The sequence below is a fragment of the Archangium sp. Cb G35 genome, assembly GCF_001896145.1.
Taxonomy (GTDB): Bacteria; Myxococcota; Myxococcia; order Myxococcales; family Myxococcaceae; genus Archangium; species Archangium violaceum.
The window spans coordinates 16223-30660 of record NZ_MPOI01000011.1 but is presented as its reverse complement, the minus strand read 5'-3'; the positions used below and the strand labels follow the sequence as shown (position 1 = coordinate 30660).

The window sequence follows — 14438 nt, the reverse complement described above, 5'->3', positions numbered from 1 at the left end:
GTCATCAAATCGCCTTCCAGGCCATGAGGAGCTTCTGGGCCACTTCCGTGGTGATGAGCGGCAGCACACCGCCCCCGCCCACGATGTTCACGATCTCCGAGGTGGAGCCCCGGCACACCCCGCCCCAGGCCGGCTGCTTCGCCAGTCCCACCGAGGCATACGCGGAGTAGTCCACGTGCAGGGACAGAGGCGTCACGCCACTCTCCTCGCACAGCAGGTGCTCCTCGGGGGTGGTCTCCACCACCTCCTGCACCACGAAGCCTCCACCCGCCGGATCCGTGGCGGCGCGCTCGCACAGCTCCGCCCACGTGGGCACGATGCCGTAGGCGGCCTTCGCCCGCTCATCGAACGCCGGAGTACCCACCGAGCGGCCGAGGTACACCGCCCGGCCTCCGTAGTCCCAGGCCCGCTTCAGGACGAAGCGCTTGGGATCCGCCACCACCAGGGCCACCAGATCCTCCACCCGCTGCCCGTCCGGACCCACGCCGGGGCCGTGCCGGAAGGGCCGCGTCCAGGGCACCGACTCGCGCACCGCCTCCAGCTCCTCGGGCGTCAGGCCGGCGGCCTCGGCACGCGCGGGCTCCACCAGCGCCTGCGAGAGCAGGGCGAACGTCGTCTTCACCTCCACCGGCGAGGCCGGCGGGTTGAGCAGCACCGCCTTGCGCCCCGGCACCGTGCCGAAGAAGTCCTGCACCCACGGGGCCGGCGTCTCCTCCAGCCGCCGCGTGAAGAGGTGCCGGTAGACCAGGTCGTACCGCTTGCCTCGCACCTCGAAGTGCTCCTCGCCGGAGACCTCGTCCGGGTGCACCACGTCCGCGTCCGCGCCGAACTCGCGGAAGCGCTCGCACAGGTAGCGCTGCTCGGTGATCTGCGCGTCGTTGCGGCGGCAGAGCAGGGCGATGGTGTCCGGCATCTTGCCGTCACGCTCGGCCGCGTAGCCGTCCAGCAGGGCGCGGTAGAGGGCCAGCGCGTTGCTGCCATTGGCGGAGATGACCGCGTAGAGGGCCTTCTCGGGGTAGCGGAAGTGCCGGGCCACCACCTCGATGAAGGTGCGCGCGGCGATGTCCGAATAGCCCTGCATGGCCGGGATGGTGGCGTTGACCTCCAGGGCGCGCGGCTTGGTGTCCACGAAGTAGTCCACCCGCGTGGTGGCCAGCCGCTCCACGTTCGCGAAGGTGCGCTCGGTGAGCTCCCGCTCCACCGGAGAAAGGCCGCCCAGCAACAGCTCCTTCTCGTCACTGGCGAGCACCGCGCGCGTCACCTTCACCGTGGCCGAGGCCAGGTGCGCCGAGAGCGTGGCCCGCCGGCGGATCTCCGCGGCGTCGAGGATGACGGGGGTGGCGGTGACGGGGATGGGCCGGGTGGAGCCGTCCTTCTGGGTCACGGCCAGTCCCCGCTTGTACGCGGTACGGGCGAGCTCGGGCCCGAAATGGACCGCCTGACGGCGCAGCACTTCCAGGAGTTCTTGCACGGTGGGAATCCTTACGACGTGAACAGCCGGGCGTCCAGGGGCTTCCCGGGCGGCCCGATTCGGCGATGATGCCCGGACTTCCGAGGTTCCCCATACAGAGAGGACACGCGCCATGGGCATGGTCACTGGAGGACAGCTCGTCGGACGGATGCTGAAGAAGGAGGGCGTCCGGCACATCTTCACCCTCTCGGGGTTGCATGTGGCCCCGATCTACGCCGGATGCGTGGAGGAGGGCATCCAGGTCATCGACACGCGCCACGAGCAGGCGGCCGCCCACGCGGCGGATGCCTATGCCCGCGTCACCCGTGGCGTGGGCGTGGCGGTGGTGACGGCCGGCCCTGGCGTCACGGACGCGCTCACCGGCGTGGCCAACGCGCACGCGGCCAGCTCGCCGATGATCCTCCTGGGCGGCGCGGCTCCCATCTTCAATCAGAGCCGCGGCTCGTTGCAGGAGATGGAGCAGGTGGACCTCTTCCACCGCATCTCCAAGTGGTCGGATCGCGTTCCCACCCCGGACCTGGTACCGGCGTACCTCGCCAAGGCCTTCCGCGTGGCGCTCTCCGGACGTCCGGGGCCCGTGTTCCTGGAGCTCGCCTGGGACGTGCTCTGCAACGGCGTGGACGAGGACTCCCTGCAGATTCCCAAGAGCTACCGTACGGACGCGCGGCAGGCGCCGGATCCGCGCAAGGTGGACGAGGCCATGGCGCTGCTCAAATCCGCCGAGCGCCCGGCCATCATCGCCGGCTCATCGGTGTACTGGGACGGGGCGTGGGACGCGCTGCGCCGCTTCGCGGAGACCGCGCAGATTCCCGTGTACCTCAATGGCGCGGGACGCGGCTGTCTGCCGGCGGGCCATCCGCTCTTCTTCCAGCACACGCGCAAGGAGGCGCTGAGCGGGGCGGACCTGGTGTTCGTCATCGGCACGCCCTTCGACTTCCGGCTCAACTACGGCGCCGAGCCCACCTTCAGCGCCGAGTCGAAGATCATCCAGGTGGACATCGATCCCACGGAGGTGGGGCGCAACCGCGTGGTGGACGTGGGCATCATCTCGGACAGCTACAGCGCGCTCACCGCCTTCGCGGACGCGGCGCCCAAGGGCAAGCGCGACGCCTTCCTCTCGGGGCTGCGCGAGCGCGAGCAGAAGCGGCTGCGCGACCTGGAGGCCTGGACGAAGGACGACAACTCCCCCATCCACCACTACCGGCTGGCCAAGGAGATGTCGGACGTGGCCAACAGCGCCGGGCAGGATCCGGTGTTCATCGCCGATGGTGGCAACTGGGTGGCCATGGCCGCCAAGGTGGTGGAGCTGCGCCGGCCGGGCCGGTGGTTGGATCCGGGTCCGCTCGGCTGCCTGGGCGTGGGCGCGCCGTTCGCCCTGGCCTCCAAGGTGCTGCACCCCGAGCGCACGCATTGGATCATCCAGGGTGACGGCTCGTTCGGCCTCAACGGCTTCGACTTCGAGACGGCGCTGCGCTTCAAGCTGCCCATGGTGTGCGTGGTGGGCAACGACGCCGCGTGGGGGCAGATCCGCCTGCCACAGGTGCAGATGTTCGGCGAGGACAAGTCGCCGGGCACGCTGCTGGCTCCCACCCGCTACGACAAGGTGGTGGAGGCCTTCGGCGGCCACGGCGAGTACGTGACGGAGCCGGCACAGATCCGCCCCGCGCTCGAGCGCGCCGTGGCCAGCGGCACGGTGGCGTGCGTCAACGTGATGCTCGACCCGGACGCGCCGGTGAAGGCGGGCGCCATGGGCTACGCCGTCTGATTCACCGCGTCATCCGTGGGCGCCGCCGTGTCTGCACTTGCACGCGCGTGCGCCCTGGCGTACAAATACAGACGCAGTCGTCATTACCCCTGAAACCGTGTTTCCCGTGAGCCGCCACCACCGCCAAGAGCCCGCGCTGTACCGACGGCCCCGCCTGCTGGCGCTGCCGCTGGTGCTCCTGTGCGTGCTGGCGTACCTGGGGAGCGCGGCCCACTTCGTCCTCGTGCAGCACGCCGCGTGCCTCGAGCACGGGGACATGGTGCACGAGGCCTCGGGCGAGCAGGGGGAAGCGCGGCTCGCGGTGCGTGAGTCCTTCGAGGACGAGCGCATCACCCGCACGGACGCCCAGGTGTCCGTGCACGGCGCGGATGCACACTGCGCCCATGTCTTCCTCCGCCGGGTGGTTCAGTTCCCGGCCGGAGTGATGCTGCCGCCGGAAGCGCCCGTCCTGCCGGGACAGGTGCTGGAGGTGGTCAGCGTGGCCGTGGAGCCCCAGGTCGCGTGGCTCCACCTGGCCCCCAAGTCCTCACCGCCACGGGTCTGAGCACGCCCATCCTCTCCCCTCGGGAGAGGAGCGGGGCCGGTGTGCGAGGGCCGGGGTGAGGGTCTTCCTTCTCTCACGTCGCGTTTTCAATTCCTCTCAGCACCCTTCGCGCATCGCGTAGCGCTCGCTGCCGGCGGAGCCTCCCTCCGTGTATGGCTTTGGCCCATGCACGCCTTGGGAGCTCCAATTCCTGGCATCGGTGCGTGAGGCAATGCCCGCCCCGCCGTGCGTCCGTGCGCGCGCCTTCCCCACGTTCCGGGTGTCCCAAGCCGTCTTCCAGGACGGGAGCGTGGGGGCATTGCAGCACCAACACGTCAACAAGCTGGAGTCACACATCATGATGAAGAAGTTGCTGTCCGCCTGCCTCCTGTCGAGCGCGCTGCTCGTGGGGTGCGGTGGCGAGGAGAACGAGGCCGATGTCGAGGGGTGCGAGCACCTCCAGGAGGGCCCCAGCGCCGCCGTGACCGCGAGTGCTTCGGCCACGGGCACCCTCCCGGCCGTGAGCAACGATCACAAGCGCTACGACATCACGCTGCCGGCGGGCAGCGGAGGCAACGTGGGCTCCGTGTCGTTCGCGGCGGCCGAGGCCTCCGACTATGTCTTCTTCCTGGGCTCGAACGTCACGCTGAAGGTCACCAACGCCTCCGGCCAGACGGTGTCGTTCGAGGAGTCCGCGACGAGCTCGGCGCAGTGCACCAACATCAAGGGCCGCTACGTGGCGCCGCTGGAGGTGGGCACGTACACGCTGACCTTCGGGCCCGCGTCCGAGAGCAGTGTCTCGTTGGTCATCGAGGAGACCGCCCATGAGCACGAGCACTGAGCGCAAGCTGCTGGCGGCGTTCGCGGGCGCGGTGCTGGCCCTGACGGGGTGCGCGAAGTCCTCCACGGCGCTGGAGCCCGAGCTGGCCGCCGCCCATCAGAAGCTGGAGGCCGAGCACCAGGAGATGGAAGCGGCCCACCAGAAGATGGAGGCCGAGCACCGCGAGTGGGTGGCCGAGCACGACCGCCTCAAGGGCAGCGCTCCCGACACGGAGCACGACGCGCTGGAGGCTCAGCACGAGCAGCTGATCTCCCGCCACCAGTCGGTGGTGGATGCCCACCAGAAGCTGGTGAGCGACCACGGGCAGCTCGAGGCCTCCCACGGCGAGGGCAAGCCCGCTACCTCCGAGCACGGCCGCATGGAGGACGAGCACAAGAAGATGCGTGAGGAGCACAAGTCCATGGTGAGCGAGCACGAGCGTCTGGGCGAGGAGCACCGCCGGATGCTGAGCACGCACGCCAGCGGCTCGAAGTAACGGCAGTCCGGGGCGGGAGGCCGGCGTGCCTCCCGCTTCACTTCCTTCCACCTGATTCCGCAGGAGATGACCATGGGGACCTTCAAGCAGTTCCTGGACGAGAAGCAGCTGAAGCCCGAGACGCTGGTGCGCCTGTCCAGCCAGCTCGAGGCCCGCGCCGAGGACGACCGCAAGCTGGTGAAGCAGCGCTCCGACAAGCGGCGCGACGCGGAGAAGAAGGCGAAGCCGTACACGGAGCTGGGCATCGGCAAGCCGAAGAGCGGCCGCGGCGTGAGCGTGCAGCAGGTGAACGCCGCGCTGGAGGACCAGCCGCTGCCGCCGAAGGTGCGCGGCAAGCTGGTGCGCGCGGTGAACGCCGTGCTGTCCAAGAAGGGCGGCCAGGCGGTGGACTTCAAGGCGCTGTTCGGCGACGTGCCCGTCCGCAAGGGCGCGGCGGCCAAGGCGAGCTGAGGAGACACGCGGATGGGCTCCTCCCTTCTCCACTCCCTCCCGCAGGACGTCCGGCGCGACGGGGAGCGGCTGTTCAACGTCTCCATGTGGTGCATCGGCCGCGATGTCACCCACGCGGACAACCTGCTGCTGCGCCATGGCTTCACCCGCGAGCGCATGCCGGCGGGACAGCAGGGGACCAGCGCCTACTCGGGTGCGTTGCCCGGGGGAGGGGCCCTCACGCTGTGGGGTTTCGGTGCGCTGTGCCGCGTGTGCGGCGAGTCCGTCTACGTGCCGCGCGATGGTTTCTCCCCCGTCCTGGTGGAGGAGTCGCGCGTCACCTGGCCCGTCTTCCAGGCGGCGGGGCTCGGCAGCCCGCGGGCGCCCACCACCCCGTGCGAGCAGTCCGCCGCGCGCACCGCGGTGAGCGTCCTGGCCCGGTGGATGGCCGGGTACGAGGAGTGGGTGCTCGGGCTCATGGGCTCGGGCTGGCGGCATGAGTGCCTCGCGGCGCGGGCGAAGGCCTCGCCCGTGAGCGCGGAGTCTTTGGCGGTGGAGTGGCGGAGTCTGGCCGGGCGCGTCGAGGCGCTGGAGCGGCCTTTCGTGGACGAATCGTTTGCCCCGCCCGTTGGGGCGTGAGTGAGGTCACCATGCTGACGCGACACCTTCGAGCCGAGGATCCTTCCCTCTTCCCCTCCACGCCCTGGGACGACGTGCCGGACCTGGAGCTGCCCACGCCGCCGCTGCGCGAGGGGCTGGGACGTGCGCACCTGAAGGTCAGCACCCGGGTGCCCCTGGCCCAGGCGTACTTCGATCAGGGCCTGTGCCTGCTGCACCTCGGCTGGGGCGCCGAGGCGCGGCGCTCCTTCGCGGAGGCCGCGCGGAGGGATCCAACGCTGGCCATGGCGTACTGGGGCCTGGCCCTGACGCGCGGTGCCGGCGCGCGCTTCGCGACGGACCGGGCGGACGCCATCCACAAGGCGCTCGTCCTCAGCGAGGGCATCTCGGACGCGGAGCAGCGCTACATCGTCGCGGCCACCTTCCTGGCCGACAAGGGCCCCGCCAACGGCCGCCACGGTTTCGTCCGGGAGATGGAGGCGCTCATCGACAGCTTCCCCGAGGACGCCGAGGCGCGCCTGCTGCTCGCCGGTTTCCTCTCGGATGGGTACGAGTCGGATGGGCGGCCCGGCGCGGGCCAGCCCTATGCCCAGGCGCTGCTGCGCGAATTGCTGCGCACGCACCCCCACCACGAGGGCGTCCACCACACCTGGGTGCAGGTGATGGTGGAGAGCGCCCGGCCCGAGGCGGCCCTGGAGAGTGCCCGGCGGCTGCGGCTGCTGGCGCCTCGCGCGGGGACGGCCCTGCTCGGCTCCGGCCGGTTGCTGCTGCGCACCGGACACACCCGCGAGGCCCGCGAGGTGCTCGAGGCGGCGGTGGGCGCGGACGACGCCTGGCTCTCCCAGGAGTCCCTGCCCGAGTCCGCCGCACCGGCCGCGGGCCTGGCGCTGCGCCTGCTCGTCCAGGCGTGCGCGGACGCGGGGCGGTATGGCGAGGCCCAGACGTGGGCGCGCCGCCTGCGCCAGCGCGTGGAGCCGGTGACGCCGCACTCCGGACAGGCACTCGTGTTCGCGGCCGGTGCGCTCTCCGGTGCGCACATGCGCTTCGGCTTCTGGCGCGCGGCGGCGGACCTGCGCGTGGAGCTGTCGCCGGAGTCGAGCGTGGCCGAGCGCGGGCTGCTCACCGGCATGGAGGCGTATGCCCGGGGACTGCGCGCCCTGGAGGCGGGCAGGCTGACCGAGGCGGAGCGGGTGTGTGACGAGCTCGACGCGTTGCACCCGCCGCTGTCCGAGGAGCGCAAGGCGGAGCAACGCCTGCTCTGCCCGCGCGACGTCGCCCGGGTGGTGGAACTGGCGGCGTGCGAGCTGCGGGGCGCCCTGGAGGCTCGCCAGGGTGACTTCGCCCGCGCCGAGGCCTCGCTCATCAAGGCCATGCGGCTGGAGCGCCGGCTGCGCGCGCCGGGGCCCTCGCCCTTCTCCCGCCCGGCCCGTGAGACGCTGGCCCGTTCGCGGATGCGCGGTGGCCGCGAGGACAAGGCGGTGGAGCTGGCTGAGGCCCTCGTGAAGGAGCGGCCCGGCAGTGGCCATGCCTGGTTCCTCCTCGCCGAGGTGCACGTCGCCCGGGGCTCCTTCTCCGAGGCGGCCTCCGCCTTCGCCGCCTTCCTGGAGTGCTGGCGTGACGCGGATCAGCAACTGCCGGAGCTCCGGCGGGCCCGGGCCTTCATCCTGGGCCGGGGTGGGGTGAGCGTGGCGGCGGCGATGCCCGTCAACGTCATCCCGCTGCGCCCGCTGGAGAACGTCTCCTGCTGAGGGCCTCGCTCACGCCCGGTGCGGCGCCGCCTCCTCGAGGAACGTGAGGAGGCGTTGAGCGCACTCCTCCGGGTGCTCCAGCGGGAAGAGGTGGGTGCCGGGCACTTCCTCGGCACGGGCGCCGGGGATGGTCCGCCCGGCTCGGGCCAGGGCCGCCGGCAGGAGCGTGTCCGAGTCGCTCCCGCGCAGCACGAGCGTGGGCACCTTCACCGCGCGCAGCTTCCGCCACACCCCGCGCGGCGAGGTCTCGAAGATGCGGGCCTCCCACGCGGTGGGGATGGTGAGCCGGAAACCGCCACCAGGCACCTCGGTGAGACCGTGGGTGATGTAGTCCTGGAAGCACTCGGGGTCGAAGCGCCGGAAGAGGGGCTTCTTGCGGTAGCTCGTGGCGGCCTCCTCGCGGGAGCCCCACGTTTCGCGGCGGCGGCGGGCCAGGCTCGCGGGAGGAACCCGGCTCCGCATACCGAGCAGCGTCAGCGCCTGGATGGCCAGCAGGCGCGTGCCCGTGAACAGCACCGGATCCAACGCCACCACGGCCCGGAAGAGGCCCGGGTTCTTCACCGAGGCGAGCAGTGTAGCCACGCCGCCCATGCTGTGGCCCACGCCGACCACGCCCTCCAGGCCCCGTGCGCGCAGGGCTCCGGCGAGGTCATCGGCCATGTCCTCCCAGTCGCGCAGGGAGCGCGGATCCGTCCCCGGCACGAGGCCGCGGCTGCGCAGGGTGTAGACGTGGTAGCGCGTCTTGAGCCGTTCGATGAGCTTGCGGTAGGTGCCCGGGGGAAAGCCGTTGGCGTGCGCGAGGTGCAGCACCGGGCCGGTGCCACCCCAATCATCCAGGTGCAAGGGGTCGCTCATCGCTACCCTATACAGTAACCAGTTCCGGGTGTGCGCTCTTCGCGGCGTCTCGCGAGAGAAGACTTCCTGCACTGCCCACCACGGTGGGGTGTCAGTGGACATGCGTAGGGTGTCCGGGCTGCTCCAATCTTGGAGACCCCGTGAATCGCTCTTTCGTCGTGTTGGCCGTTACGGCCCTGCTGTGCCTGTCCGCGTGTGTTTCCATCGTTGGTGGCCCAGGAGGCATCTCTCCATCCCAATTCGAGTTTCGACCAATCGTCCCCTTGAGGGCGCCCGGACCCGGTGGATGGAAATCAGCGAGGGTGGTCATCCATCTGATACATGTGACTGAGCAAGGTATTCACAAGAACGTCTTCTGCCCTATCGAGGTGCAGGTACCGGAGGTCAACTACCTCGGAGTCGTGACTGATCAATTCGCGCAATGGGAGGCTGCGAGGGCAGCAGATATCGCCGCTGAGAGGACATTGAAACAACAGCATTTGTTATCGGCGGAGTTGTGCCAGCGGTTCATGGCGGAGATGTTGGATGTGATGGGAGATACCGTGGATGGGGCTCGTGTTATCAAGGCCCTATGACCTCGAACCCTCCCGTTGATTTGTCCACGCCCCGGTTGATGGAACTGGTCCACCAGTACTACCCGGCCAACATGAGGCAGTTCGCCGAGGGGTACAGTGAGTCGGAGCAGTATCAGCGGCTGGTGAGGGCGCGTCAGGAGGCGTTGAGGAACTCCGGGCCCTGGGAGCGCCTGGTTTCCACGCTGACAGAAGCGCTGCCGGGTTGCCGCGTGGAAGATTGGAGCGTTCTTTTCTCCAATGACAACTGCTGGCGTGTCCGGGTGACCCTTCCGGAGGTTCCTCGACTCGAGGGAGGAGGGCAGGAGGTTCGAGCTGTCGTGGTGCTCGTCAGCATCCTGGCGCCGGTGTACGTGCGCTATAGCTCCTTCCGTGAGCTTTTCGATCGCAAGTGGAGGAATCGCAGGCTCTTCTACGAGGACGTTCCAGAGACGAAGCCCGTCGCGGGCAAGGTCGAAGCGCTGGTGTGCTCGGAGTTGGGCGTTCAGGCCTTGCCGCAGCACACCCTCTTCACTCCGGTTCCCGACATTGAGTGTGGGAACAGGGCTCTCGGTGAAGCCCAACTCATCGACTGCCTCTTCACCTACGATCGCTGGTGAGCCGAATCAGGCCATCCGGCCGTTCTCGGGGAAGTCCTCGGCCAGGTAGCGGATGACGTCCGCGGGGGTGATCATCCCCAGCAGCTTCTCCTCGCGCACCACGGGCAGGTGGTGGATGCGGTGCTGGCGGAAGAGCTCCATCACCTTGTCGGTGAGATCGAACTCGTTCACCGTGTGCACGGGCGAGGTCATCACCTCCTCCACCGGAGTGCGCAGCGGCAGGCCCCGGAGCAGGGCGGCCATGATGTCCACCTCGCTGATCATGCCCAGCACGCGCCCATCGTCGTCCGTCACGGGCGCGCCACCAATGCGCTCCTCGACGAGCAGGATGGCGATGTCGGATATCGGCATCCCCAGGGAGACGGACTTCACCGGTGCGGTCATCAGGTTGCGGGCATGTCCCTTCATATGCCCGCGAGATTGGACACGCGTTGAGGGGGCGTCAATCTCCACCGGCCGCGAGTGGGGCGTGCTTGACGAGTGGCCGTGGCTTCGGAAAATCCCCTCATGCCTACCTTCCGCCTCAAGAAAGACCAGGCCTCGCTGCTCGTCGTGGACATCCAGGAGCGCCTGTGCGGCGCCATGGAGCGGGACGCCCTCGACCGGATGCTCAATCGCACCAATGCCGCCATCGAGGGTGCCCGGGCGCTCGAACTGCCCATCATCGTCACCGAGCAGTACCCCAAGGGTCTGGGGCCCACCCACTCGCTGGTGAAGATGCGGCTGGGCAGCTACTCCGCCGTGGAGAAGATCGATTTCACCGCCTGCGTGCCGGACGTGGCCTCGCGGCTCGGCGAGCGCAAGCAGGTCATCATCGTCGGCATGGAGACGCACGTCTGTGTCTTCCAGACGGTGCGCGACCTGGCCGAGAAGGGCTTCACCCCGCTGCTCTGCGCGGACGCCGTGATGTCGCGCAACCCGGAGGACCGCCGCGTGGGCCTGGAGATGTGCCGCGAGGCGGGCGCCCACATCATCACGGTGGAGGCCGCGCTGTTCGACCTGCTCGGGTGCGCGGGTACCCCCGAGTTCAAGAAGGTCTCCGCCGCCGTCCGTTAGCTATCACGGAACCGTGGGCGGCTCAGCGTGACCCGCCGCCCATGACGAGCTGCCTCACGCCCCGGGCGAGGAGCGCGAGCACCACCAGGGCGCTCGCGAGCACCGTCTGCGAGCCGCCCACGGGGAAGTTGTAGAAGTAGGCGAAGATGTACCCGCCCAGGCCGGAGATGGCGCCCGCGAGCGTGGCCAGCAGGAAGGTCCACGGCAGCCGCAGGTCCAACACCAGCGCGGCGATGGCCGACAGCGTGGAGAAGGCGAACACCGGCAGCGCGCCGAGCGCCCGCGCGGACACGCCCACCATCAACCCGATGGAGATCATCAGCACCGCGTCGAGCGCCCGCACCGGCAGCCCCTGCACCATGGCGCCGGTGCGATCGAAGCTGGCGAAGGTGAGGCCGCGGAACCACCACAGGTGGAAGAGCAGGGTGAGCGCGCCCACCACGCCCACGGCGATGAGCTGGGGCCGCTCCACCAGCACCGCCGTGCCGAAGAGGATGCCCTGGATGTCATGGGCCTCCTGCGAGATGCGGTCTCCCACGAGGATGGAGGCGCCCCCGGTGAACGCGTAGGCCAGGCCCAGCAGGCTCTCGCGGGAGATGCGCAGCCGCGTGGGCTCCGTCATCAAGAGCAGCGTGGCGATCAAGGACAGGCCCACGGCGCCCAGGGTGGGCGCCACATGCATGCCCAGGTGGATCTCCGCGTAGAAGGCCAGCGCGACGCCCAGGCCCGCCGATTGCGTCACCGCGGCGCTGACGAACACCATGCGCCGCAGCACCACGTACACACTCAGGAAACCCAGCACGCTGCCCGCGATGAGCGCGCAGAGCATCGGGTCCCGGAACAGATCGTAGGCGTCCCAGAACTGTGCCCAGGTGTTGGTCTCAGCCAGTTGCGGGTCCAAGGGGGTGTCCTGAAGAAGGATGGCGGGGGCAGTAATCGTCGCCGTACTGGTGCCGGAAGGCAGGATGGCAGAAGACCGTGTTCGCGTCCCCAAGAACCACCGCCGGGGCCTCTCTGTCCACGAAGAGGAGCTGGTCCGCGAACTCGGAGGCCACCCGCAGATCATGGCTCACCACCACCACGGCCAGCCGCCGCTCGCGCGCCAGCTCAGCCAGGCGCCTCATGGTCTCCCGCTCGGCCACGGCGTCCATGGCCGCGGTGGGCTCGTCCAGCAGCACCAGGTCCGCCTCGGTGGCCAGCACCCGCGCCAGCAGGGCGCGCTGCTTCTGTCCCTCGGACAGCTCGCGGTAGGGCCGGTTGGCGATGGGGCCCGCCCCGGCCGTCTCCAGCGCCGTGTCCACCGCCTGGCGATCCTCCCGCTTGGAGAAGGGCCGCAGGAAGTTCCACCCCGTCAGCCGTCCCCAGTGCACCAGCTCACGCGAGCGCACCGGGAGCATCCCGTCGATACCGGACGTCTGCGGCACGTACGCGCTCTTCACCTGGGGGCTGGAGCGGTACACGCGGCCGGACACCGGGTTCTGCAGGCCCAGCAGCGTCTTGAACCACGTGCTCTTGCCCGAGCCGTTGCGGCCGATGACGGCCAGGAAGGTGCCTCGGTGCACCTGGAGGTTGATGGGCGGCAGCAGCGCCTGGCCCTGGTAGCCGATGACCAGATCCTCGCAGCACAGGAGCAGGTCTGCCTCGTGCTGGTGCGTGGGCCCGGGCGCCTTCGTGGGCCCGCTGTCGTGCGTGTGCTCACCGTTCGCCACGGGTCACCTCCGCTTCGGGCGAGACCGTGGCCAGTTGCTCCTCGATCGCGTCGTGGACCGCGGTGTTGGCCTCGTCACTGATCTCCATCACTCCGTCCGGGCCTTCCGTCAGCGTGCTCCAGTCCACGGCGTCGAAGAGCCGGGCAGTGAGCACCAGGTTCAGGTCCAGCTTCGCCAGGGGGGGCGTGGAGCGGTCCGAGGGCAGGTCCACCGAGCCGTTGAGCACCACCGCTGGCGCCTCGCTGCCCATGGCCTGGGAGAGCACCCACCGGAAGCGCCGCTCGCCGGGGAAGCGCGCGGGAACACGCGAGTCGCGCACGGTGCCTTCCAGTTGGAGCGACTCGATGCCCCAGCGGCCCTGGGACACGTTGGCCTGGGGCAGGGCACAGTCCGGCAGGCACTCCACCGCGAGCCGTTCCGCGGCCAGCAGGTTCAACGGCCCGGCCACGGGCAGCGTCGCCACCGTGCTGGAGCCGCCCCCTCCGCCCATCTCCGCGGCGATCTGCTCGTAGGGGATGAGCGCTCCGTCAGCGCGGTGGCAGTGGCCATTGTGGCAGAGCGAGTAGCCCGGAGGCGGGTTGGCGGGATTGAAGCCCCCGCCCGAGCCTCCGGCGATGGCGATCAACTCGATGCCCGACAGCCGCAGCGAGGCCCCGTCCACGAGCACCTGGTAGTTCGAGCTGAGCTGCTGGTAGCCATCGGGCGTGTTGCGGTCGGCGAGCGGCTCGTACGCGGCGCGCACGGTGGGCTCCACCACCGCGAAGCCCTGGCCGGGCTCCCACGCGCAGGCGCCGAGGCCCAGACAGGGCAGGAGGAGGAAGACACGGCGCATGGCTCAGGTCCCCTGGCCCTTCAGGCCGTTCTCGAGCTTCGTCACCAGATCCTCCAGGTGCTGGATGTACGTCTGTCCGCCGCGGAAGTCGGTGCCCGAGGTGAAGAGGATGAGGGGAGCGGGAATCTTGCTCGCCACCGGCTTGGAGTTGGTGGTGGGGTAGTAGTTCTCCTGGAGGATGAAGCGGGCCTTGCGCTGGCGGGCCTGGATCACCACCTGGGCCATGTGGGCGGGGTTGGGCGGGATGCCGGGCTTGGGCTCGAGGTAGGCGATGGTGTCGAAACCCAGCCAGTTGGACAGGTACGCGGTCGTCCGGTGGAAGGCCACCACGGGCACGCCCTTCAGCCCCGCCAGCCGCTGCTCCCAACCCGCGCGTGCCTTCTCCAGCTCCGCGGTGAACTTCTCCAGGTTGGCGCGGTAGGCCGCCGCGTTCTTCTGATCCAACGACGCCATGCGGTCGGTGATGCCCCGGGCCACCTGCAGCGCGGCCCTCGGGTCATAGAGGAAGTGCGGGTTGCCCCCAGCGTGAATGTCTCCCTGGCTGCGATCCACGCGGGTGGTGGGGACCTCCAGGGTGCGTACGAACTGGGCCGCCTCGAGGTAGCCCGGACTGCCGGTGAGGATGCGGGTGTTGCGGGCGCCGTTCTGGAACGTGGGCAGCCAGCCCACCTCCAGCTCCAGGCCGATGGCGATCAGCAGGTCCGCGCGGTTGACCTCCAGGGTCTGGCTGGGCCGGGCGTCCACGAAGTGCGGATCCTGCGTGGGCAGGGAGAGGGAGGTCACCTGCACATGCTCGCCGCCCACGGCCTTGGTGATGGCGGCGAGGTCCGGCAGCGTGGTGACCACCTTGAGGTCGGCGCGTGCGGGAAGGGACAGCAGGCCCAGGAGGACGGCGTTCAGGGCCACGAAGAATCGGAAGGGGCTCATCGAAGGCTCCAGCGCGAG

The 14438-nt window shown here is 69.7% G+C and carries 17 protein-coding genes; 10 read left to right on the top strand and 7 right to left on the bottom strand.

Translation table 11 applies throughout. From position 1 onward, the window contains the following. Positions 1-4: 4 nt before the first annotated feature. Positions 5-1471 carry a hypothetical protein gene (locus tag BO221_RS30830; protein WP_073564439.1) on the bottom strand — a complete coding sequence of 489 codons (1467 nt, stop codon included), beginning with the start codon at positions 1469-1471 and terminating at the stop codon, positions 5-7. Positions 1472-1583: 112 nt separating this feature from the next. Between BO221_RS30830 and BO221_RS30825 the strand changes: the two genes are divergently transcribed. The 7 genes from BO221_RS30825 to BO221_RS30795 all read left to right on the top strand — a co-directional run bounded on the left by BO221_RS30825 (position 1584) and on the right by BO221_RS30795 (position 7870). Continuing rightward, entirely contained in the window at positions 1584-3236 is a 1653-nt protein-coding gene (locus BO221_RS30825) for a thiamine pyrophosphate-binding protein (protein ID WP_073564438.1), read from the top strand. Between the two features lie 106 nt (positions 3237-3342). Further along, on the top strand, positions 3343-3780 hold the full coding sequence (locus BO221_RS30820) for a hypothetical protein (protein ID WP_073564763.1): 438 nt from the start codon (positions 3343-3345) through the stop codon (positions 3778-3780). A 337-nt stretch (positions 3781-4117) separates the two neighbouring features. After that, entirely contained in the window at positions 4118-4600 is a 483-nt protein-coding gene (locus BO221_RS30815) for a hypothetical protein (RefSeq protein WP_073564762.1), read from the top strand. Then, complete coding sequence (locus BO221_RS30810; RefSeq protein WP_073564437.1) at positions 4584-5075, top strand: hypothetical protein; 492 nt, start codon at positions 4584-4586, stop codon at positions 5073-5075. Before BO221_RS30815 ends, BO221_RS30810 begins: the two co-directional genes overlap by 17 nt. A gap of 72 nt (positions 5076-5147) precedes the next feature. Further along, the gene (locus tag BO221_RS30805; protein ID WP_073564436.1) at positions 5148-5525 is read left to right on the top strand and encodes a hypothetical protein; all 378 of its coding nucleotides are present in this window, start codon (positions 5148-5150) and stop codon (positions 5523-5525) included. A gap of 12 nt (positions 5526-5537) precedes the next feature. After that, on the top strand, positions 5538-6143 hold the full coding sequence (locus BO221_RS30800) for a hypothetical protein (protein WP_073564435.1): 606 nt from the start codon (positions 5538-5540) through the stop codon (positions 6141-6143). Between the two features lie 11 nt (positions 6144-6154). Further along, entirely contained in the window at positions 6155-7870 is a 1716-nt protein-coding gene (locus BO221_RS30795) for a tetratricopeptide repeat protein (RefSeq protein ID WP_073564434.1), read from the top strand. 9 nt (positions 7871-7879) lie between these two features. Here the strand turns inward: BO221_RS30795 and BO221_RS30790 are convergent, their stop codons facing one another. After that, on the bottom strand, positions 7880-8725 hold the full coding sequence (locus tag BO221_RS30790) for an alpha/beta fold hydrolase (RefSeq protein ID WP_073564433.1): 846 nt from the start codon (positions 8723-8725) through the stop codon (positions 7880-7882). Positions 8726-9027: 302 nt separating this feature from the next. Between BO221_RS30790 and BO221_RS30785 the strand changes: the two genes are divergently transcribed. Together BO221_RS30785 and BO221_RS30780 are read left to right on the top strand one after the other, a co-directional pair. Beyond that, positions 9028-9300 carry a hypothetical protein gene (locus tag BO221_RS30785; RefSeq protein WP_073564432.1) on the top strand — a complete coding sequence of 91 codons (273 nt, stop codon included), beginning with the start codon at positions 9028-9030 and terminating at the stop codon, positions 9298-9300. Then, a complete protein-coding gene (locus BO221_RS30780; protein WP_073564431.1) occupies positions 9297-9896 on the top strand; it encodes a hypothetical protein in 600 nt (199 codons plus the stop codon). Before BO221_RS30785 ends, BO221_RS30780 begins: the two co-directional genes overlap by 4 nt. A 6-nt stretch (positions 9897-9902) precedes the next feature. Here the strand turns inward: BO221_RS30780 and BO221_RS30775 are convergent, their stop codons facing one another. After that, positions 9903-10304, bottom strand: a complete 402-nt coding sequence (locus BO221_RS30775) for a cyclic nucleotide-binding/CBS domain-containing protein (RefSeq protein WP_073564430.1) — start codon at positions 10302-10304, stop codon at positions 9903-9905. 99 nt (positions 10305-10403) lie between these two features. Here BO221_RS30775 and BO221_RS30770 point away from each other — a divergent pair, with 99 nt between their 5' ends. Next, a complete protein-coding gene (locus BO221_RS30770; RefSeq protein WP_073564429.1) occupies positions 10404-10952 on the top strand; it encodes an isochorismatase family protein in 549 nt (182 codons plus the stop codon). Positions 10953-10974: 22 nt separating this feature from the next. Here BO221_RS30770 and BO221_RS30765 read toward each other — a convergent pair whose 3' ends face one another. From BO221_RS30765 to BO221_RS30750, 4 genes are read right to left on the bottom strand one after another with little or no spacing between them, the layout of a single operon-like run. Beyond that, positions 10975-11853, bottom strand: a complete 879-nt coding sequence (locus BO221_RS30765) for a metal ABC transporter permease (protein ID WP_073564428.1) — start codon at positions 11851-11853, stop codon at positions 10975-10977. Next, on the bottom strand, positions 11834-12661 hold the full coding sequence (locus BO221_RS30760) for a metal ABC transporter ATP-binding protein (protein WP_073564427.1): 828 nt from the start codon (positions 12659-12661) through the stop codon (positions 11834-11836). Before BO221_RS30760 ends, BO221_RS30765 begins: the two co-directional genes overlap by 20 nt. Then, positions 12648-13493, bottom strand: coding sequence for a hypothetical protein (locus tag BO221_RS30755; RefSeq protein ID WP_073564426.1), 846 nt, complete (start codon positions 13491-13493; stop codon positions 12648-12650). Before BO221_RS30755 ends, BO221_RS30760 begins: the two co-directional genes overlap by 14 nt. Before the next feature lie 3 nt (positions 13494-13496). Beyond that, positions 13497-14420: a metal ABC transporter substrate-binding protein gene (locus BO221_RS30750; RefSeq protein WP_073564425.1), complete on the bottom strand. Its 924-nt coding sequence runs from the start codon at positions 14418-14420 to the stop codon at positions 13497-13499. Between the last annotated feature and the right edge of the window lie 18 nt (positions 14421-14438).